Consider the following 20,950-nt stretch of genomic DNA (forward strand, 5'->3'; position numbering starts at 1 on the left):
ACCTCTGGCGGCTAGCCGCAGGTGGCGGCCCCGTACGCGACCTCGCTGGTCACGACGACCTCCTCACCGTCGACCGTCGCCGTGGCGGTCACCGTCGTGGTGCCGGCCTCGATCGAGCCCGCACGCGTCGCGAACGACTGGTGCGCGCTCTTGCCCGGCCCGACGTTCGTGAACGTCTTGGTGCCGAACGGGGTGACGACCTTGATCGTCACGGGGAAGGACTCCCCGTTGACCGCCGTGACGGACAGCGTGACCTTCTTGGCCGTGCACTGCGTCTTGACGGTCGTGGCGACGTCGAGAGCCGGAGCGGCCTCGGTGACCGTGACGGTCACGGGGACGCTCGTGCTCGCGTACCCGTCGTCGACCGTCACGTGCGCGGTGTAGGTCCCGGGCTGCGCGTAGGTGTGCGCCCCCTCGACCGTGACCGAGGTTCCACCGGGGACGACCGTCCCCGGGGCCACGTCGCTGCCGTCGCCCCACGTGATCGCCGCCCGCAGCGGCGCCTCGGCCGTCGCGCGTCCACCGGTCACGGTGGCGAGCGTGGCCTCGAGCGAGGTCCCGGCGGCGACGCTCACGCCCGCTGCCGCCTCGGCGGCCAGCGGAGCGTGCTCCACCGGGGTGCCGTCGGAGGCGATCACGAAGACGTGGATGCGCCCGTCGCTCGCGAGGGAGCCCGGCTGGTCCGGGAGCGTGATGCTCACGGGTCGCTTGCCCTCGGGGAGCGTGACCGGCGCCGTCGCGAAGACCGCGGCGGGGGTGCCGGTCTGCGGGCTGCCGCCGCGCAGACGGTGGTCGGTCACCGCGACCGCGATGTTGCCGGACACCGGGTTGCGGGCCGCGCCCGACCAGTCGCCGAAGCTCAGGTCGATGGGCTGCGACGAGCCGTCGTCGAACGTCAGCGTCCCGGAGGCCACCTGGTTCTTCTCCGTGCCCGTGCCGATCACCGAGAGCTGCTGCGCGTCCGCGGGGACGTCGACCTCGATGGTCTGGCCGTCGCCCGTCGCGTTGTCGGGCTGCCCGGCGGGGATCGCCGGGACGTCGAACCCGAGGTCCGTGCCCGGCACCGTGCCGCGCTGGCCCTGCACGAAGCCCTTGGCCGCGAGCTGTGCCCGGTCGAAGAACACGCCCTGGCCGTCACAGCTCCCGGACGTGGTCCCGACGTCGCCGATGCACACGTTGTCGTAGGCCGCGACGAGCGAACCCTCGCGGACCAGCTCGACGGACACGTCGAGCGAGGCCGTGACCGTCTTGTCGCCGCGCGTGACCGTGACCGTGACCGGGTAGACGCCCGGTGCGGCGAAGGTGTGCGGCGCGGTGACGGTGTACCCGCCGAGCTGGACCTTGGTGAGGGTCCCGGCGGCGGGCCCGCTGCCGTCCCCGAAGGTCACGGTCGCGCTGACGTCGCCTGCCGCGACCTCCTCGGGCGTGACCCCGACGAGCGTCGCGAGCGACGCCTTGACCTCGGTGCCGGTCGTGGTCGCCACGTCCTGACCGGCCGTGAGCGTGAGCTCGGCGCCGGTCGAGGCCTTGGGGTCGGCGAGCAGCTCGAGCTCGGCGAGCGCGAGCGCCCCCTCGCCCGAGGTCGCCGTGACCGCCACGCGGTACTGCGAGTACGCGGCGGGCTCGGCGAGCGTGAACGGCCGGGTCTGGACGGCCCAGCGGAACTGCTGGTCGGTGCGCTCGTCGAGCGTCGTCCAGGTCTGTCCGTCGTTCGACCCCTCGACCTTCCAGGCCTTGGGTGCTGCCGTGCCGGTCGCGCCCGAGGTCAGCGTGTAGGACGTGACCGTCGGCTGGAGGCCTGCGGCCTTCCAGGTGACGACGGGCGTGCCCGTCGTGAAGGTGGTGCGGGTCTGCGACGTGTTGTCGGTGAGCGACGCGAGCTGGGCGGCCGGCGTGCCGTCGGAGACGGTCACCGTCCCCAGGCCCGACGTCGTCACGTCCGTGTCGGACTCGGGCGCCTCGTCACCGGTGGTCAGGGACGGCGGTGCGTCGTCCTCGCCCGTGCCCCACGCGGAGGGCTCGGGGCCCATCTCGAAGTCGAGCGTGGTGCCGCCGACCAGGTCGGAGTGCTTGATCGACGTCGAGGTGTGCGCCTCGCCGTCGACCGTGAGCGACTGGACGTAGACGTTGTCGACGCTGTTCTGCGGGGCGTTGACGACCAGGTCGCCGCTCTCGAGGTGCACGGTCGCCTTGCTGAACTGCGGCGAGCCGATCGCGTACTCCTCCGAGCCGACCTGCAGGGGGTAGATGCCGAGCGAGGACAGGATCCACCACGACGACATCTCGCCGTTGTCCTCGTCACCGGGGTAGCCCTGGCCGATGTCGCTGCCCACGAACAGGCGGCGCAGCGACTCGCGGACCTTCTCCTGCGTCTTGGACGGGGCACCGGCCGCGTCGTAGAGGTAGGGGATGTGGTGCGAGACCTGGTTGCTCATGCCCCACTGGCCCATGCGGACGTCACGTGCTTCGAGACGCTCGTGGATGCCGCCGTTGGGTGCCTTCTCCGGGGTGCTGAAGAACAGGTCGAGCTTGGCCTCGAGTCCGTCCTGCCCGCCGTAGAGGTTGGCGAGGCCCTGACCGTCCTGGGGGGCGTGGAACGCGAAGTTCCAGCCGCTGGTCTCGGTGTAGGGACCGCCCCAGTCCTCGGGGTTGAACGTCTCGGGCGACTTCTCGAACGTCCCGTCCGCGTTGCGGCCCTGGAAGAAGCCCGTGGCCGGGTCGAACAGGTTGACGTAGTGCGTCGCGCGCTCGAGGAAGTACTCGGACTCCTCGCGCAGCTGCTCGCGGCGCTCGTCGGGCGTGGCGGGGTCCTCGGCGAGGGCCGCAGCCATGTTGCCGATGCCGAAGTCGTTGATGAGCCCCTCGAGGCCCCACGACACGGACTCGTGCGTGGACGCCTGGGTGTAGCCGAGGAACTGCGACGTGTCGAGGCCCTTGCGGCCCACGGCGTTGTTCGGCGGCAGGACGGTCGCGTTCTTGAGCGCGGCGTCGTACGTCGCGAGCGGGTCCGCGAGCGGGACGCCCTTGAGGTACGCGTCGGCGAAGGCCACGTCCGAGCTGGTGCCGGTCATGAGGTCCGCGTAGCCCGGGGAGGACCAGCGGGCGACCCAGCCGCCGTCACGGTACTGCTGGACGAACCCGTCGACGAGCTCGGCCGCCAGCTCCGGGTAGAGGAGCGAGTAGGCGGGCCAGGCCGTGCGGTAGGTGTCCCAGAAGCCGTTGTTGACGTAGATCTTGCCGTCGACGATCTTGGCGTTCGTCGTGGTGTCGCTCGCGCTGCCGGTCTTGGCCGCGACGGGGCTCGCGTACTGGAACTTCGGCGCCTCGGCCGTGCCCGTGTTCTCGAACTGCGAGTTGGGGTACAGGTTGAGGCGGTAGAGGTTGGAGTAGAGCGTCGTGAGCTTGTCCTCGTTGGCGCCCTCGACCTCGATGACCTTCAGGCGGTCGTTCCAGGAGGACTGCGCCGCGGAGCGCACGTCCTCGAAGGACCTGCCCGTGACCTCGAGGTCGAGGTTCTTGCGGGCCTGCGCCTGGCTGATGAAGGACGTGGCCACGCGGAGCTCGACGGTCTTGTCCGACGAGGTGTCGAACGTCGCGAACCGGGCGTTGGCGCGGTTGCCCGCGGCGGTCCCGACCGCGCTGGGCAGGCGGTCGAACGTCCCGGAGATGAACATGCGCGACCGTCCGGCCGAGAGGCCGCTGCCGCCGTCGACCCAGCCGGAGAGCGTGCCGCTCGCGGCGTCGTAGGCCAGCTTGGCGTCGCCGCTCACGCTGTCGACGAGGACCTGGCCCTGGTCGGTCGCGTAGGAGAAGCGGAGCACCGCGCCGTGGTCGGTCGGGGTGACCTCGGCCTGGATGCCGTTGGTGAACCGCACCCCGTAGTAGTCGGGCTGCGCGGTCTCGTCGTCGTGCGTGAACTCGAGCGCGCGCGTGCCGAGCGTGGCGTTGGGCGTGCCGCCGCCCGCCGCGGGCAGGAACGCGAGCTGGTTGCGGTCGCCCATCCAGGGGCTGGGCTCGTGCGAGACGCCGATGCCCTGGAGCTGGGGCTTGTTGTTCGCGTTGTTCTGCTGCTGGTACGCGTAGAGCCAGCTCTGGGACGCCGCGTCGGTCATGGGCGTCCAGAAGTTGAAGCCGTTGGGCACCGCGGACGCGGGGATGTTGTTGCCGCGCGAGAACCCGCCGGTCGCGAACGTGCCACGGCGGGTGTCGACGTAGTTGGTCAGGCTCGACCCGTCGATCCGCTCGGGGCTCGCGGTGAGCGCGATGTCGTCGACCCAGCCCTGGAAGCGCGTCCCGGTCTTGCCCGTGGGGTTGTCGTAGCCGAGCAGGACCTCGTCGACCGTCTTGCCGGTCGCGACGCCGCCCAGGTCCACCTGGATCGAGTTCCACTGGTTGGCGTAGAGGATCTTGCCCGTGCCCTGGCCCTCGGGCGAGAACGGGGTGTCGTGCTGGTCGCGCGCGCCCAGCTCGGACAGGTAGGTCCCGTCGGTGAACTTCACGTCGACCGACGCGTACGTCGAGGGGTACGCGAGGTCGTTGAGGAGCTCGGGGAAGATCGTGTAGCTCAGGCGCGTGTCCTCGCCCACGGTGACGTCGACGTCGTCGTACAGGAGGTTGGTCGCGCTCGACGGCCCGTCGGCGAGCTGGCTGCCCGCGTAGCGCAGGGCCTTGGTGCCCGTGAAGCCGACGTTGGTCTTGATGGTCGGGCCGCTCGACGGGCCGGCGCCGACCTTGGTGACCATGGGCGTCTGCGCGGGGGCGGCGTTCAGGTCGGTCGAGAGGTTCCAGTCCGCGAGCTGGGTGAGCGGCTCGCCCGAGTTCGCGGTGACGTTGAGGCGGTAGTGCTGGTAGGTGCCGGGCGTCGTGACCTCGAAGACCCGTGCCTGCTTGCGCTGGGGGAAGTCCTCGTTGGTCCGCTGGTCGAGCGGGACCCACGTGGTGCCGTCCGTGGACCCTTCCAGGGTCCAGCTCTTGGGGTCGCGTCCCTCGGCGTCGTCGCCCGACGTCATCGAGTAGCCCGTGATCCGTACGGGCTCGGTGAACGCGTAGGCGACCCAGCCGGTCGTGGTCCGGGTGAGCCACTTGGTGCCCGAGTTGTCGTCGGCGAGCTTGGCCGCGCCCTCGTTGGGGAGGTTCTCGCCGCTCGCGGTCACTCCCGCGAGCTTGCCGAGCGCGCTGCCGGGCAGCGTGGAGACGGGTCCGGTGACGTTGGACTGCCAGGGCGCGCCGTCGCGCTGGGCGACGGTCGTGTCGAGGGCTGCGGCGTCACCGGTCTCGAACGACGTCGAGAAGTCGCCGGGCTCGGGTGCGGCCGAGGCCGTCCCGACGCCCAGCGGGAGCATGGGCAGGGCGAGGCCGGCCGCGAGGACGCCCGCGATGCGGCGTCGGCCCTTGCCCGCGGGTGTGCCGGGAGAGGTGGGCTTGCTGCCCGACGGCGCATCCGCCGTCGGGCGTTCGTGCGTGGGTGGGTACCAGCTCATGTCGTGCGATCTCCTTCGATCGTTCCGGCCACAGTTGGTGCAGCGGGGTCTTCTTCCGTGCGGTGCGGGCCGCCGGGTGGCGGTCCGCGGGTCTCGGTCTCCCGTCCCCCCGGGAAACCGACAGCGCTGTCAGGTTGGTGCAAGCAACTCCCTCGTCGACCCTTCTCAGAGGGTCGACGAGGGAGCGCCGTTCCCCGGTGCACAGCGTCGGACACCGGAAGTCTGGGGCTCGGCGCGGCTGCCGGCCCGCCCCGGGGGTACCCGGGGCGGGCCGGCAGCCGGACGTCAGCCCTTCACGGAGCCGGACATGAGCCCGCCCATGAAGTACTTGCCGAGCAGGATGTAGACGATGAGCGTCGGGAGCGAGGCGAACAGGGCCCCCGCCATCGAGACGCCGTAGTTCTGCAGCAGGGCGCCGTTCGCGAGGTTGTTGAGCGCGAGCGTGACCGGGCCGTTCTGGCTCGAGGAGAAGAACACCGCGAAGAGGAAGTCGTTCCACGCCGAGGTGAACTGCCAGATGAGCACGACCACGAAGCTCGGGATCGAGATCGGCAGGACGATCGACCAGTACGTGCGGAGCATGCCCGCGCCGTCGACGCGCGCGGCCTCGATGAGCTCGTTCGGCACGGTCTGGTAGTAGTTGCGGAAGATCAGGGTCGTGATCGGCAGGCCGTAGATCACGTGCAGCAGGATCAGCGTCGGGATGCCGCTCGGCAGGTTGAGGTCCTGGACCAGCTGGTTGAGCGGGATGATCACCGCCTGGTACGGGATGAACATGCCGAACAGGATGAGCGTGAAGACGAGGTTCGCCCCGCGGAAGGTCCAGCGCGAGAGCACGAACCCGTTGAGCGACCCGAGGAACGCCGCGATGATCGCCGAGGGGATCACCATCTGCAGCGTGCGCAGGATCGCCGGCGACAGCGCGGTCCAGGCCGCCTGCCAGTTCTCCGTGGTCCACACCTGGGGCAGGTTCCACGCGCGGCTCGGGGCCGCGTCACCGGCCCCCTTGAAGCTCGTCACGAACAGGACGTAGACGGGCACGAGGACGATCAGCACGAACAGGATGAGGATCGCGTAGCGCAGCGTGCGCCCCAGGGAGAAGCGCTGGACGGGCTTCTTCTGCCGGCGCGAGCCTGCCGCACCGGAGCCCGATCCCGAGCCGGGGGTCTGCGCCTCGACGGGCGTGGCGACGGCGGTCATCGGATCTTCTCCTTGCGGTTCAGGGAGATCAGGTAGGGCACGATCACGAAGGCCACGATGACCAGCAGGATCGCGCCGACGGCCGCAGCGTTCGCGTAGTCGAAGCTGGACTTGAAGACGTACATGTCGACGGCCGGAACCTTGGTCTGGTAGTTCGAGGGCTTGGAGATCGACATGATGAGGTCGAACGCCTTGAGGGACATGTGGCCCACGATGATGAGGGCCGAGAGGGCGATCGGCGTGAGCTGCGGGAACAGCACGTGGCGGTAGAGCTTCCACTCGTTGGCGCCGTCCATGCGGGCCGCCTCGCGCAGCTCGTCCGGGATCCCGCGGAAGCCCGCGAGGAACAGTGCCATGACATAGCCGGAGAGCTGCCAGATCGCGGGGATCGCGATGGCGGCGATACCGAACGTGACGTTGTTCCACCAGTTGTTCTGGAGGGCGTCCAGACCGATCATCTGGAACAGCCGGTTGAGGCCGCTCGCGTTCTCCCCCTGGTTGGAGTTGAGGAGCCAGCGCCACACGACGCCCGAGGCGACGAACGAGACCGCCATGGGGAACAGGTAGACGGCGCGGAAGAACCCCTCGCCCTTGATGGGCTTGTCGAGGAGCCAGGCCCAGACGAAGCCGACGACCATGGTGCCGACCAGGAAGACCACGGTGTAGATCAGGAGGTTCATCAGCGAGTGCTGGAACTCCGGGCTCGCGAGCAGGTCGAGGTAGTTCTGGAAGCCGACCCGCGAGACGGGGGCCTGCCCCGTGGACTGCGCGGCCTTGTGCATGTCCGTGGTCGAGGTGGAGAAGTTGATCCCGATGAGGCCGTAGACGAAGACCCCCACCAAGATCAGTGACGGGGCGACGAGGAGCAGTGGCGGGCCCCATCGTCGAGCGGACTGGATCACCGGTGATCCTCCCAAGGTGTGGGCACCTCCCGACGGCTCTCACGGCGCACAGAGGTGCGACGGGGCCCTGCCGGTGACGGTGCGTAGGAAACGAGCTGCGGGTACGGCGGGGTGGGGCGGGCCGTCCGGGGCCCGTCGCGGAGCTGCGCGAGCAGCACCGCGACGGACGACCCCGGTCGACCGGTCAGGCGTCCTTACTCGGCGGCAGCGGCGGCCAGGTCGGCCTGGTACTGCGCGAGGTCGGAAGCACCCGAGGTGAACTTGCTCGTCGCGTCCGAGATGCCGTTCAGGACGGCGATCGAGGCAGCCGCACCGTGAGCGAGCGAGGGGACGATCGTGTCCTCCGCGAAGGACGTGATGGCGGTCTGCTGGTACTCCGAGAAGTCAGCAGGGTTCGCGTCGGTACGGGCCGGGATGGAGCCCTTGGCCTTGTTGAACGCCGTCTGGCCCTCGAGGCTGGACACGGTCTCGATCCAGGCCTTGGCGCCGTCGGGGTTCTTGGCACCCACGGGGAGCGTGAACGAGTCGGCGAGGAAGCCGAACATGCCGTCCGTCCCGGGGACCGGGAAGTACGTGAAGTCGGCACCGGCGGTCTTGCCGGCCTCTTCGAACGCGGCCACGGCCCAGTCACCCATGACGTTGAACGCTGCCTGGCCGTCCATGACGAGCTGCGTCGCCTCGGGCCAGTCCAGACCGTCACGGTCGGTGTTGGTGTAGCTCATGAGCTTCTGGAAGTCCTCGAGAGCTGCCGTGACCTCGGGGCTCTCCCAGTCGGTCGAACCGTCCCACAGGCCGTTGTAGGCCTCGGCACCCAGGTCGGCCATGAGGACCGTCTCGAGCAGGTTGACCTGGGTCCACGTCGTGGCGACCGAGAGCGGGGTCTTGCCCGTGGCCTTGACGGCGTCGAGGGCGACGAACCAGTCGTCCATGGTCTCGTACGTGGCCGCCGGGTCGAGGCCGGCCTCGGTCAGCACGGCCGGGTTGGCCCAGACCATGTTGGAGCGGTGGATGTTGGAGGGCATCGAGTAGATCTTGCCGTCCACCGTGAGGAGGTCGATCAGGTCTGCGGGGAAGACGTCCTTGACGCCGTACTGGTCGTACAGGTCCGAGATGTCCTCGAGCTGCGCGGCGTCGATGTAGTCCGTGAGCTCCTTGCCGGCGTGGGCCTGGAACGTGTCCGGCGGGTCGTTGGCCTGGAGCCGGGTCTGGAGGAGGTCCTTCGCGGCCGAGCCGGCACCACCGGCGACCGCGCCGTTCTCGAAGGTGAAGTCGGGGTGCTGCTCGTCGAAGACCGTGACGAGGGCGTCGAGCCCTGCCTTCTCCGAACCGGCTGCCCACCAGGTGAAGACCTCGACGTTGCCGCCCGAGGCGGCGTCGGTGCCGCCCCCGGTCGAGTCGTTGCCGGAGTCTCCGCTGCAAGCTGCGAGGGCCAGGAGGGCAGCGGTGCCCACCAGTGCCCCAGCGACGCGCAATCCGTTACGCATGGGATCCTACTTTCGTGTTGACAGCGCTGTCAGGAACAGGACGAACGTACGGCCGCTCAGCGGCACTTGTCAAAGAAGTGCGCCGAATCGTTACCTGGGGGAGACCTCAGGTCGCCCCGAAGAGGACGACGACGACAAAGCGACCACTCGTGCGAGGCGCAGGATCGTGCGGATCCTCACGGCCGGACGACGCGCGGGCACGGACACGGGGAACGCGGGGGGCAGGCGGACGCGGGGGCGGGACGGGGGGGTCGCGCCTCAGCCGACCGCCGGCACGCCCTCGAGAGGCGTCGCGAGCGCGATCTCGCCCGACCCGCGCGGGATCAGGACGGTGGGCACGACGCGCAGGTGCGCGGGCTCCCCGGGGGACTCGATGCGCGCCACGGCGAGCCGTGCGGCCTCCTGGCCCATCGCGGAGACCTCGTAGCCGACGACGCTGACCTCGAGGATGTCGGCGAGCTCGAAGTCGTCGAACCCGACGAGCGCGACGTCTCGCCGTGCGCCGCGCGCCGCGGGGTGCAACGCCCGGAGCGCCCCCTGGGTGATCTTGTTGTTCGCCGTGAGTATCGCGGTGGGCGGCTCGTCGAGCGCGAGCAGCTCCTCGACCGCGAGGCGGGCCGTCTCGGCGTCGTGCAGCCCGTCGCGCACATAGCGTTCGGGATCCTCGATGCCCGCGTCCCGCAGGGCGTTGACGAAGCCCTCACGACGTTCCCGAAACGTCCAGAGCCGGGGCAGGTCCCCCGCGAGCGCGATCCTGCGGTGCCCTTGGTCGACGAGGTGGCGGGCGGCGGCCGCGGCCCCGGCCCGGTTGTCGAGCACCACGGTGTCCGCGTCGATCCCGCCCGGCGGGCGGTCGAGGAAGACGATCGGCACGCCGTCGGCGAGCTCGGAACGTAGGTACGAGTGATCGTCGGCCGTCGGGGCGATGAAGAGCGCGGCGACCCGCCGCTCGATGAGCGCGTCGATCAGCTCGCGCTCACGATCCGCGTCCTCGTCGGAGCTCGCGGTGATGAGCTGGAGCCCGTGCTTGCGCAGCTCGCGCTCGATCCCGCTCGCGAGGTCCGAGTAGAACGGGTTGGCGATGTCACCGGTGACGAAGCCGACGAGCCGGGAGACGCCTCCGCGCGCGAGGTCCGCGGCCACGGCGTTGCGACGGAAGCCGAGCGCGTCGGCTGCCGCCCGGACCTTGAGCCGGGTGGGCTCGGAGACGCTCGGTTCGTTGTTGAGCACGCGAGAAGCGGTCTTGAGACTCACTCCTGCGGACTCGGCCACCGCCGCGAGGGTCGGGCGACCTCCACCGCGTGCAGCTCGGCCGTCCTTGGCCACCACATCCACCCCCGCACGATCGACTGGCGGGATTCTTCCACACCCCAGCGCGTCCCGGCCCGGAGTGCCACCTGACCCACTCGTTGCGACGAGGGGCTGGTCAGGACGACTCCGGTGTGTATAGGGTGAGTACACCCGACCATGACAGCGCTGTCAAGTCGAGACGAGCACACAGACCGGACAGCGGACCCTCCTGCCGCTCACCTGCGGCGACCGACACGACACCCGCCCGACCCTCGCACCACCTGCCTCACTCCCGAACCTGCCCGACGGCGCCGCGCACCCCCGCGCGACGCCGCTCCCGGGCGTGCACCGGGGGCGGGCAGCACCCCCGAGAGGACACGTCCCTTGCCCGTCCCAGCCTCCCCCTCCCGCATCCGCGGCCGTCTGCCCGCGCTGGTCGCGGCGACGGCCCTCGTCACAGGCCTCGGCCTCACCGCGCCGAGCGCCGCCACGGCCCAGCCCGTCGCCGGCGCCGACCTCGTGAACCTCGACCCCTTCGCTGCCGTCGATCCCTGGATCGGAACCGCCGAGGACTTCGCCCAGAACAAGGGGAACGCGGCCTACGGCAACACCTGGCCGGGCGCGACGGTGCCCTTCGGCATGGTGCAGTCGAGCCCCACGACCTTCCGCAGCAGCGACGGCGACATGCGAGGCGGCTACGAGTACAGCGCCGACAAGATCCGCGGGTTCGGCATGAACCGCCTGTCCGGGACCGGGTGCGCCAACCGCAACGGCGCGTTCGACTTCCCCGTCCTGCCCTACGCGGGCAGCCTCACCGACCAGGGTGCTCTTCCGTCCTCCCCCGGCACCGACATCAAGCCCTACTACCTCGCGTTCGACCACGCGGACGAGGTCGGCGCGCCCGGGTACTACGCGGTCGACCTCGCGAACGGCGTGACCACCGAGCTCACCGCGACCAACCGCACCGCGATCAGCCGCTTCGACTTCCCCGCGGACGCCGACTCGTCGACCCTGATCTTCAACACCACGGGGTCGAACAACAGCGTGTTCGGCAGCGGCGTGACCATCGAGGGCAGCACGATCTCCGGCTGGGTCGAGACGGCGCCGGTCTGCGAGGGCGGCGGACGCTACAAGGCCTACTACTCGGCGACGTTCGACCAGCCGATCGTCTCGTCAGGCACCTGGACCGGCGGGGACGTCACGGTCGGCTCGACCGGCGCGTCCGCCCAGAAGCGGCACGGCGCGGGCGTCTTCGTGACCTTCCCCGACGGGGCCGAGGTCACGGTCAAGGCAGGCCTGTCCTACGTGAGCATCGAGAACGCCGCGGAGAATGCAGCCTCCGAGTCCGCCGACGTGACGTTCGACGAGGCGCGCGCAGCGGCGGAGACCACCTGGCGCGACGCACTGAGCACGATCGACGTCGCGGGGGGCACGGAGGCCGAGCAGGTCACTCTCTACACGGCGCTCTACCACTCGCTGCTGCACCCGAACACCTACGACGACGTCAACGGCGAGTACCTCGGCTACGACGGCGCGGTCCACCGGGTCGAGCCGGGGCGCCACCACTACGCGACGTACTCCGGCTGGGACATGTACCGCGGACAGGCGCAGCTCGTCGCGCTGCTCTTCCCGGACGTCGCGTCCGACATCAACCAGTCGATCGTCGACCTGGTCGACCAGTCGGGCTACTGGCCCAACTGGCCGCACCTCGGCGTCGCCCAGCAGAAGATGAGCGGCGACTCGCTGCCCACCGTCCTCTCGGTCATCGACGCGTTCGGCAGCACCGACTACGACCGCGAGGCCGCGCTCGCGCACCTCGTGTCCTCGCAGGCGCTGCCCCAGGACAAGGCACAGAACAAGCGCGAGAACGGATACCAGTTCGCGGGCCTCGGGTTCGTCGAGAACGCGAAGAACGCCGTCTCGACCTCGACGACGCTCGAGTACGCGACCAACGACTTCTCGATCGCCCAGCTCGCCCAGCGTCTGGGTGACGACGCGGCGTACGGCCGGTTCATGCAGCGCGCACAGAACTGGCAGAACGTGTTCGACCCGGTCACGCGCGAGATCCGACCGCGCGGTCGCAACGGGTTCGACCGCGGGTTCAACCTCGGCGAGCGGGGCAACCAGTTCGACCAGGCGACCGGCTACCAGTACGGCTGGGCCGTCCCGCAGAACATGAGCACGCTCATCGCCAAGCGTGGCGGGGTCGAGAAGGTCACGGCCGACCTCGACACGCACCTCACGCGGCTCGACGCAGGCGTCTACAACACTCCGTACGCCTACATGAGCAACCAGCCCAGCACCTCGACGCCCTGGGTCTACCACTGGCTCCAGCAGCCTGCGAAGACCACGGACACCCTGGACCGGGCTCGGGCCGAGCTCTTCACGACCGCTCCCACGGGCGTTCCCGGGAACGACGACCTGGGCTCGCTCTCGTCCTGGTTCGTCTGGTCCAACCTTGGCCTCTACCCGGCGATCTTCGGCCGCGCCGAGCTGCTCGTGTCCTCGCCCGCGTTCGACCAGGTCACCATCACGAGCCGGGTCGCCGACGGAGCGCCCCGGGTCATCTCGCTCACGGCGCCCGGCGCGTCGAGCGGATCGCGCTACGTGGACTCGCTCCGGGTCGACGGCGTCCCGTCCTCGGCCACGTGGCTCCCGGAGTCCTTCACCCAGCAGGGCGGCACGCTCGACCTCACCATGCGCTCGACCCCGGGCACCTGGGGCACCGGGGAAGCAGACGTCCCGCCGTCGTTCACCGACGGGAGCGACGTCTTCAACAACATCGGCACGACGATGGACGGCAAGGGCGCGACCGGGTCGATCGACGCGTCCGACAACACCCTGTCCCGCGCCGACCTTGCCGCGGCCGGCGCGACTCCTGGCGCTCGCCTCCCCCTGGGGGCGACGGGAGTCACGTACACCTGGCCGGATGCCGCTCCGGGTGCACCCGACAACTGGATCCCCCACGGCCAGAGCGTCCCGATGGGCGTCCGGGTCGAGAAGATCTCGTTCCTCGGCCTGGCCACCAACGGGCCGGCCAAGGGCACGGCGACGGTCGTCTACACCGACGGCACCCGGCAGGACGTCCAGGTCGAGCTGACGGACTGGACCCCGGGGACCACCTACCAGTTCGGCAACGTCCCGGTCGTGACCACGACGGGTCGCAACAAGGCCAACGGCACCAAGGACACGACCCAGGCCAAGGTCTTCGGGACGGTGCCGGTGTCGGTCGACCCGACCCGCACCATCGCGTCGGTGATCCTGCCGCAGGGCACCGACAAGGGCGTGATGCACCTGTTCGCGGTCGGCACCTCGGAGCCGATCGTCGACCGGGGAGTCGAGGTCGTCGCGAGCACCAGGTCGCAGTGCACCGGCCGGACCGGCGCCGTCGTGGTCCGCGTGGTCAACGACGACACCGTCCCCCTCGACGTCGTCGTGGCGACGGCGTGGGGCACCAAGACCTTCTCGCAGGTCGCCCCCGGCAAGTCTGCCGCGCAGACCTTCTCGACCCGGTCCTCCGAGATCGAGGCCGGGAGGGCCACGGTGACCGCGCGTCCGAGCGATGCGCAGGACGTGCGGCAGACAGTCACCGACGTCGAGTACCCCGCGGTGACCTGCGGACAGTGAGCACGGCCCTGGGGGCGGGAGCGTCCTTCCGCCCCCAGGACTCCACCCCTCCGATGCGTCGACGACGACGCAGGAAGCAGCCGACCATGCATCGCACGTCCTTCCGCCCCCGGGCGGACCGCGCTCCCGAGCCCCGGGCCTCGCACCGGCCCGGTCGGCGCGCGCTCCGAACCGCCGTCGTGGCCCTGACCTCGGGTTCGCTCCTTCTCGCCGGTCTCACGACCACGGCGTCGGCGACCGGGGTGCCCGCGACCACCGACCCGAGCGCAGCGTCCGTCGCGACCACCCCGGCCTACGGTGCCCCCGACGAGACGGCCGCCAAGTACTACGAGGCACTGCTCCGCCACACCCGGTGGGTCGAGTCGGTCTACGACCCTGCCGCGGGCGTCTACCAGCTCAAGGACATGAACTTCGCCGTCGTGCTCGGCAACGCCGTGCTCGTGACCCAGGGAGAGTACGACGCCGAGCTCGCCGGCATCTCGCGCGCGGACCTCAAGGCGCACACGCTCTCGACGATCACGCACTACGCGGCGTCGAACCGCCTCGTGAACCCCCAGGGCACCTGGGGGCGCAAGCTGTTCTGGGAGTCGACCTTCCAGTCGTACTTCCTCGCCGCGGGCCGCCTCCTGTGGGACGACCTCGACGCGACGACGCGCGCGAACCTCACGAAGATCGCGACCGGGCAGTCGCGCTACGCGGCCGACCTGAACTTCGCCCAGGACCCGCTGTCGGGCGGCTGGAACGCCCACTGGCCCACCGGCGGGTACAAGGGCGACACCGCACAGGAGGAGGTCGGCGTCTACACGCAGGCCCTCGCTCCGGGTCTCGCCTGGGCGCCCGACGACCCCGACGCCGACCGCTGGGCCGACCAGCTCGCGACCTGGGGGCGCAACGCCGCGGGCCAGCCGACAGCCGACAGGAACAACCCCGCGGTCGTGGCAGGCGCTCCCGTCTCGGACAACACGATGCAGAACGTCTACGACACCTACATCGTGGAGAACCACGGATCGTTCGGCCCGCACTACCAGTCGGACGTGTGGCGCTCGGGGGCGCGCAACGCGATCCACTTCCTCCTGGCGGGCGAGCCCATCCCGGAGATCCTGCTCGAGCAGCCCAACTCCGCGGAGCTGTGGCGGTCCATCCAGCTCGTCATGTCGGAGCAGGGCGAGCCGTTCATGCCCATGGTCAACGACCGCGAGTTCCTCTACGGCCGCGACGTCCTGCCCGTGGCCTTCCTCGGTCAGGTCCTGCGCGACCCTGACGCGGCCCGCGCCGAGGCGAGCCTCGCGGACGCTCTCGCGGACTATCAGATGTATGCGCCCGTCTACCGCCTGACGAAGTTCTCGGGCGAGGCCAAGTACGAGCCCGAGGCGCGCGCCGAGATCGCGATCTCCTACCTCCTGCACGTCGCGAGCGCCGAGTCCCCCGAGGGGCCGGTGACCCCGACCCCTTCCGACGAGCTCTTCGACCGCCTCGCGGGCGTCCGTGACTTCGGCGCGGGGCCGGGACTCGTCGTCCAGCAGTCCGCGAACGCCTGGGCAGGTGCGGTCAGCCGCCAGGGCTTCGTCAAGTTCCCCTGGGTCCCCGAGCAGGACTCGTGGCTCTTCCACCTCTCCGGCAGCTCCCCCTTCCTCTACCCGAGCGCCTCGGCTCAGGTGAGCGCCCGGTCGGTCGACGTCTCGACCGCCGCGAGGGACGGGTTCGACGGGACCGCCTCGGTCTTCCGGATCGGCGACGGGTACGCGGGCCAGGTGACGCTCCCGACCGGGTCGGCGGTCTACGCCTCGACGGGCGCAGGCCCCACCGACGGGACCGTGACCGTCCGCAACCTCGACATGGGCGGGTACGACGGGCTCGACGGGTCGCGCACCTACACGACGTCCGACGGAGAGGTCACCGCGGCCAACCCCGTCGTCCCGGCCGTCGACCCGGCCGACGCCAACGCCGCACGCGTCGACGACCTGGCGCTGGGTCAGGTCCAGGCCCGCTACGTGCGGATGAAGGGCATCCGCGGCAACGCGACGTACGGCTACTCGATGTACGCGTTCCACGCCTACGGCCCGGACGGGACGGTCGACCTGGCCGCGAGGAAGCCCGCGACCGCGTCGAGCCAGGACACCGAGGGCGGCCGCACGGCCGTACGCGTCACGGACGGCAGCCCCACGACCCGGTGGGCGGTCTCCAAGGCCGACCGCACGCGCCCCGACTCGTGGGTCCAGGTGGACCTGGGCGCGGAGACGACGCTGGCCTCGGTGCGCCTGGCGTGGGAGGTCTCGGCCGGCGCCGAGTACACCGTGGAGACCTCGCTCGACGGCACGACCTGGACCGTCGCGTCCCGCTACGGGAAGTCGGCCCAGGACGCGAACGTCGCGCGCCTCGACACCGTGGACCTCACGGCGGCGGACGGCTCCTCCTCCGCCCCCGCCCGGTTCGTCCGCATGCAGGGCGTCCGCGGCAACGCCGACTACGGGTACTCGCTCTACCACCTGCGCGCGTTCGGTCCGCTGGGGGCGACGAACCTCGCGGCGGGCAGGCCCGCGACCGCGTCGAGCGCCGACGACGGCAAGCCCGCGACCGCGGTCACGGACGGCAAGGCCGACACCCGCTGGGCCGTCTCGCGCACCGACCGCACCCGGCCCGACTCCTGGGTGCAGATCGACCTCGGCACCGTCCAGGACGTGTCCCGGGTCGAGCTGGGCTGGGAGGCGTCGGCCGGTGACGTCTACGTGATCCAGACCTCGACCGACGGCACGACCTGGCACGACGCCGGACGGCACGAGGAGAAGGGCGACGAGGTCCTGCGCTCGCAGGGCGGCTGGATCAACATCGAGGGCAAGGGCGGGTTCGTGGTCCGTGGCACGGACGCCCCGCTGACCGTCTCCCGCTCGGGCGACGCCAAGCACGTCGTGCGCCTGGCCGACGGCGCGTCGGGCCCCCGGCTCGTCGAGGCCGTGGTCGGCGACGCGGCGGCCACCGCGCAGCAGGCCGCGCGCGCCGTCCCGACGAGCAGCTCGCCCGGGACGCTCGTGAGCGCTCTGGACGGCTACCTGTCGGTCTTCAACCTCACCGGCGCGCCGGTCACCACGACGGTCACGGTGGCCCACGACGGCACGACGGCGACCCTGTACCCGGGCGCCCAGCGCGTGACGGCTGCCGGTTCCCAGGTCGAGGTGAGCGTCCCGGCCGGCAGCGCGGTCGTCCTGGCACCCCGCGCGACGCTCGACGTCTCGCAGGTCAGCGGGTCGTTCGACGCCGACGTCACCGACGCACGCACCGTGCTCCTCACCTCGGCCGCGCCCGTCTCGCTCGTCCTCCGCAACGCCGAGACGGGCGACGCCCGCGAGGTCGCGGTCCCGGGCAAGGCGTCGCCCACGACGCTCCGCTTCCGGGGAGCGACCCCGTTCCCTGTCGCGGACCACGCCCTGAGCACCCTCACGTTCCCGGCGTCGGTGCTCCCGTCGGGCATGACGTCTCCGTCGCTCGCGGTCGACGGCGACGCGTCGACCGTCTGGTCGCCGGGTTCCGCCGAGGGGCGCATGGTCACCGACCTCGGTGCCCCGCAGGAGGTCGGCCGCGTCGTCACACGCTGGGACGGAGACGCCCCTGCGGCCACGGTCTCGGTCAGCGACGACGGTCTGACCTTCACGGACGTCGGCCGGATCGAGGGCGGATCCGTCCGCGGCTCGCTCGACGTCGGAGCCACCACGCGCTACGTCGCCCTGACCGTCGACGGTTGGGCCGCGGGCGGGCCGGGGCTCTCGAGCCTCCGGGCCCTCGCCCCGGGGGCCGCCGACCCGGAGCTCGCGACCGACCTGTCGATCGGCACGACGGTCACCACGAGGTGCACGGCCGGGGTCCAGTACCTGTCCGTCCGCGTCGTGAACGGCGAGCCGGTCCCGCTCGACGTGGTCGTCCGGACGCCCGCGGGCACCAAGACGTTCGTCGGGGTCGCCCCGGGACGGTCCGCGTCCCAGACCTTCCGGGTACGCGACGCCGCTGACGCCACCGGCGTCGTCGAGACCACCGCCTCAGGGACCGACGGCGGCATCACCGTCGTCGAGTCCCCCTTCCAGCCGGCCACCTGCGGGTAGCCCATCGCCGCCGCCGCGTCGTCCGTCCCCCCGGGCGGCGCGGCGGCCCCACCCCGAGGAGAAGTCCATGTCGCGCTACGCCTACGTCCCCGACCCGGAGAACGACGCGGTCCAGTCCGTCATCGACGAGCTCACGAGCCCGTTGACCCGTGCCGTGCTCCGGCAGCTCACCGCCCACGGCGGACTCATGAGCGGTCAGCTGGCCCTCGCGACGGGGGCCCACCAGCAGTCGGTCCTCCACGTCCTGGGCCGGCTCGAACGGCACGGCCTGGTACGCGCGGACCAGCCGCGAGAGTCCCGCCAGGGACGACGCGTGCGGTACTCCGCGGACGTCGAGCGGGTCGACCGGATGCTCGCCACGCTCCGCCGGTACCTGCTGGCTCCGGAGCCGGTGGCGGCACCGCGCGGCCCCGTCCAGGTGCCGGCCACGGCCTGAGCATCGGCGCCCGTGCGACCAGGACGGGACGACCACCGGGGTGCGCTCCGCCGTCGGGCCTGAACGGATTCGTCGTCGTGCTCCACCCTCGGCTAATCTTCGATCGCCCTGCCGGTCCAGGACGCCGCCGGAGGGTTGCTCGCAGGCGGCCAGAGCAGCAGGAGGCCTGATGGGTCGCACCGCTCCCGGGTGGTACCCGGATCCTTCGGCCGCCGGCACCGAGCGGTGGTTCGACGGCGACCGCTGGTCCCAGCACACGCGCCCCACTGCCCTGCCCGCGAGCACGCAGCGCCTGCCTCTCGGGGTGGGCGCGGCGCTCCCCCGCGAGGACCAGCCCGCGACCCCGTTCGCCGAGGTCAGACCATCGGTCGAGGAGCAGCCCGCCACGTACGCGCCGGCGTCCTCGGTACGCGCTCTCCCTCCCGTGCCGCTTCCGCCGGCGGCGGCCGTGAGGTCGGAGCACGCCGCAGGCCCGCAGCGGACCGGCCCGACGGCGCAGCGCACCCGAGCGCGTCGGCCCGCCCCTCAGCGGGGCCTTCTCTCCAAGCCCGCGCTCTGGGTCGGGGCCGCCGTGCTGGTCGTCGCGGTCGCCGGCAGCGCCGCAGCCCTCGCAGGACAGGGCGACGACCCGGCACCGCCGGCCGTGGTCGCCAGGCCGTCGACCGCCCCGACGCCCGTCGAGGAGCCGCCCGAGGACAGCACCCCGGACTACATCGAGGTCGCGAACTCGGCGGTCCTCGAGCTCGCGGCCCTCGACATCGCGACCGTGACGGCGGCCGCGCCGTCTCAGAGCGCTCTCGCGACGGTCGCGCTCCTCGAGGTCGGGGAGCCGAACCCGGTCGCCGGGTACTCGTCGGACGCGTTCGGCACACGCTTCGCGGACACCGACGGCAACGGCTGCGACACGCGCAACGACGCGCTCGCCCGGTCCCTGTCCGGGGTCTCGTTCAAGCCCGGGACGCGAGACTGCGTGGTCATGACGGGGCTCCTGACCGACCCGTACAGCGGCAAGGACATCGCGTTCGAGCGCGGACCCCTTTCTTCCGGCGCGGTCCAGGTGGACCACGTCGTGCCCCTGACCGACGCCTGGCGTCACGGCGCACAGTCGTGGGACGTGTCGCGCCGCGAGGCGTTCGCCAACGACCCGCTCAACGTCCTGGTCGTCGACGGCACGCTCAACCAGCAGAAGGGCGACGGGAGCGCGTCGGCCTGGCTCCCGCCGGCCGAGTCCTTCCGGTGCGCCTACGTCGCCCGCCAGGTCGCGGTCAAGTACACGTACGGGCTGCGGGTCTCGGCCGCCGAGCAGGCGGCCATGGTCGCGGTCCTCTCGACGTGCCCCGGCGAACCGCTCCCCACCGGGTCGACCCTGCCCCCGCCGCGCGACCCCGTCGTCCCCGCACCGGTCAAGCCCAAGCCGACGCCGAGCCCGACACCGACGCCCGAGGCGCCGCCCGTCGCGGCCGAGCCCGCGCCTCCGGTGACGCCGGCACCGGCACCGACTCCGACCACCCGGCCCGTCCCGGAGGACTGCAAGGTCAAGGGGCTGTACGTCCGCCCGACCGACGGTGCCACGAACGTCTACTACGTGCGGGGCGAGGAGTGGAACTTCAAGGAGGTCGTGGCCGACGTGTGCTTCGACAACCGCAAGGAGGCAGAGGCCGCGGGGTTCAAGCGGGCCTGGTGGTGACCTGAGGATCGGCGAGCCGTCGCACGCTCCCTCAATTGCCTTGCCGCCGTCGCGCCGGTTCGGGTGCACTGATCCGATGGACACCACCCTACGGGAGCTCTTCCCCGACTTCACCGTGGTCGAGCGCCTCGACACCTCACCCGAGGTCCTCGACCACGCGGGGATCATGAGCGGACCGTGGACGGCCGCGTCCTGGATCCGCGCCACGGACGTCAGGAGCAGCTCCGACCTGCTAGCGGACACCTCGTCCGGGGTGCGCACCGCGGTCAAACTCGAGCAGTACAAGGCCACGGCCAAGGTCGGCTTCACGCAACTCGGTGTCGCGGACCATTGGCCGCATACGCCGCCCCGCTCGACAACGGGTGCACCTGGCGATGGTCTCGGACGGCGCCGCCATCGCGGTCTACGCGTACGGTACGCAGGTCTCGACCGTGCCGGGAGGGCGACGCTCGGGCTGGCCCAGCTTGGACGGCTGACCGAGACACCAGCGAAAAGCACGAAGGCCAGGAACCTTGCGGTTCCTGGCCTTCGTGTTCTGTGCGCCCGGAGGGATTCGAACCCCCAACCTTCTGATCCGTAGTCAGATGCTCTATCCGTTGAGCTACGGGCGCCCGGCTGTTCGTGATTTCTCTTGAGCAGCCGTCGAGAAGACTACAACGGTTTTCGCCGGATACTCAAACCGATACGTCCTGACCAGCCGCTTCGTGACGCACGACACCTTCCGAAGGAGGGCGCGGGCGGGCCGTCGCCGCT

The 20,950-nt window shown here is 71.1% G+C and carries 9 protein-coding genes and 1 tRNA gene; 4 read left to right on the plus strand and 6 right to left on the minus strand.

The window, feature by feature from the left end; translation table 11 throughout:
* Nucleotides 1–11: 11 nt before the first annotated feature.
* The 5 genes from H9641_RS03435 to H9641_RS03455 form a co-directional block, all read right to left on the minus strand.
* Nucleotides 12–5,480 carry a GH92 family glycosyl hydrolase gene (locus H9641_RS03435; protein ID WP_225219878.1) on the minus strand — a complete coding sequence of 1,823 codons (5,469 nt, stop codon included), beginning with the start codon at nucleotides 5,478–5,480 and terminating at the stop codon, nucleotides 12–14.
* 285 nt (nucleotides 5,481–5,765) lie between these two features.
* On the minus strand, nucleotides 5,766–6,680 hold the full coding sequence (locus H9641_RS03440) for a carbohydrate ABC transporter permease (protein WP_191801027.1): 915 nt from the start codon (nucleotides 6,678–6,680) through the stop codon (nucleotides 5,766–5,768).
* Nucleotides 6,677–7,582, minus strand: a complete 906-nt coding sequence (locus tag H9641_RS03445; protein WP_191801029.1) for a carbohydrate ABC transporter permease — start codon at nucleotides 7,580–7,582, stop codon at nucleotides 6,677–6,679. The genes H9641_RS03440 and H9641_RS03445 overlap by 4 nt, the downstream gene beginning before the upstream one ends.
* Nucleotides 7,583–7,776: 194 nt before the next feature.
* Entirely contained in the window at nucleotides 7,777–9,066 is a 1,290-nt protein-coding gene (locus H9641_RS03450; RefSeq protein WP_191801031.1) for an ABC transporter substrate-binding protein, read from the minus strand.
* 258 nt (nucleotides 9,067–9,324) lie between these two features.
* Nucleotides 9,325–10,527, minus strand: a complete 1,203-nt coding sequence (locus tag H9641_RS03455; RefSeq protein WP_318244359.1) for a LacI family DNA-binding transcriptional regulator — start codon at nucleotides 10,525–10,527, stop codon at nucleotides 9,325–9,327.
* Between the two features lie 213 nt (nucleotides 10,528–10,740).
* On the opposite strand from H9641_RS03455, the gene H9641_RS03460 reads away from it, so the two are divergent.
* The 4 genes from H9641_RS03460 to H9641_RS03475 all read left to right on the plus strand — a co-directional run bounded on the left by H9641_RS03460 (nucleotide 10,741) and on the right by H9641_RS03475 (nucleotide 20,197).
* Nucleotides 10,741–13,983, plus strand: coding sequence for a GH92 family glycosyl hydrolase (locus H9641_RS03460; RefSeq protein ID WP_225219880.1), 3,243 nt, complete (start codon nucleotides 10,741–10,743; stop codon nucleotides 13,981–13,983).
* Nucleotides 13,984–14,069: 86 nt separating this feature from the next.
* The gene (locus tag H9641_RS03465; RefSeq protein WP_191801035.1) at nucleotides 14,070–18,074 is read left to right on the plus strand and encodes a discoidin domain-containing protein; all 4,005 of its coding nucleotides are present in this window, start codon (nucleotides 14,070–14,072) and stop codon (nucleotides 18,072–18,074) included.
* A gap of 67 nt (nucleotides 18,075–18,141) precedes the next feature.
* Nucleotides 18,142–18,510: an ArsR/SmtB family transcription factor gene (locus tag H9641_RS03470; protein WP_191801037.1), complete on the plus strand. Its 369-nt coding sequence runs from the start codon at nucleotides 18,142–18,144 to the stop codon at nucleotides 18,508–18,510.
* A gap of 169 nt (nucleotides 18,511–18,679) precedes the next feature.
* Nucleotides 18,680–20,197 (plus strand): GmrSD restriction endonuclease domain-containing protein, encoded by a 1,518-nt coding sequence (locus H9641_RS03475; RefSeq protein WP_191801039.1) that lies wholly within the window; start codon nucleotides 18,680–18,682, stop codon nucleotides 20,195–20,197.
* 538 nt (nucleotides 20,198–20,735) lie between these two features.
* On the opposite strand, the gene H9641_RS03480 is transcribed toward H9641_RS03475, so the two are convergent.
* Nucleotides 20,736–20,808 (minus strand) — tRNA-Arg (locus H9641_RS03480).
* Between the last annotated feature and the right edge of the window lie 142 nt (nucleotides 20,809–20,950).

The sequence above is a fragment of the Oerskovia merdavium genome, from assembly GCF_014836755.1.
Classification (GTDB): domain Bacteria; phylum Actinomycetota; class Actinomycetes; order Actinomycetales; family Cellulomonadaceae; genus Oerskovia; species Oerskovia merdavium.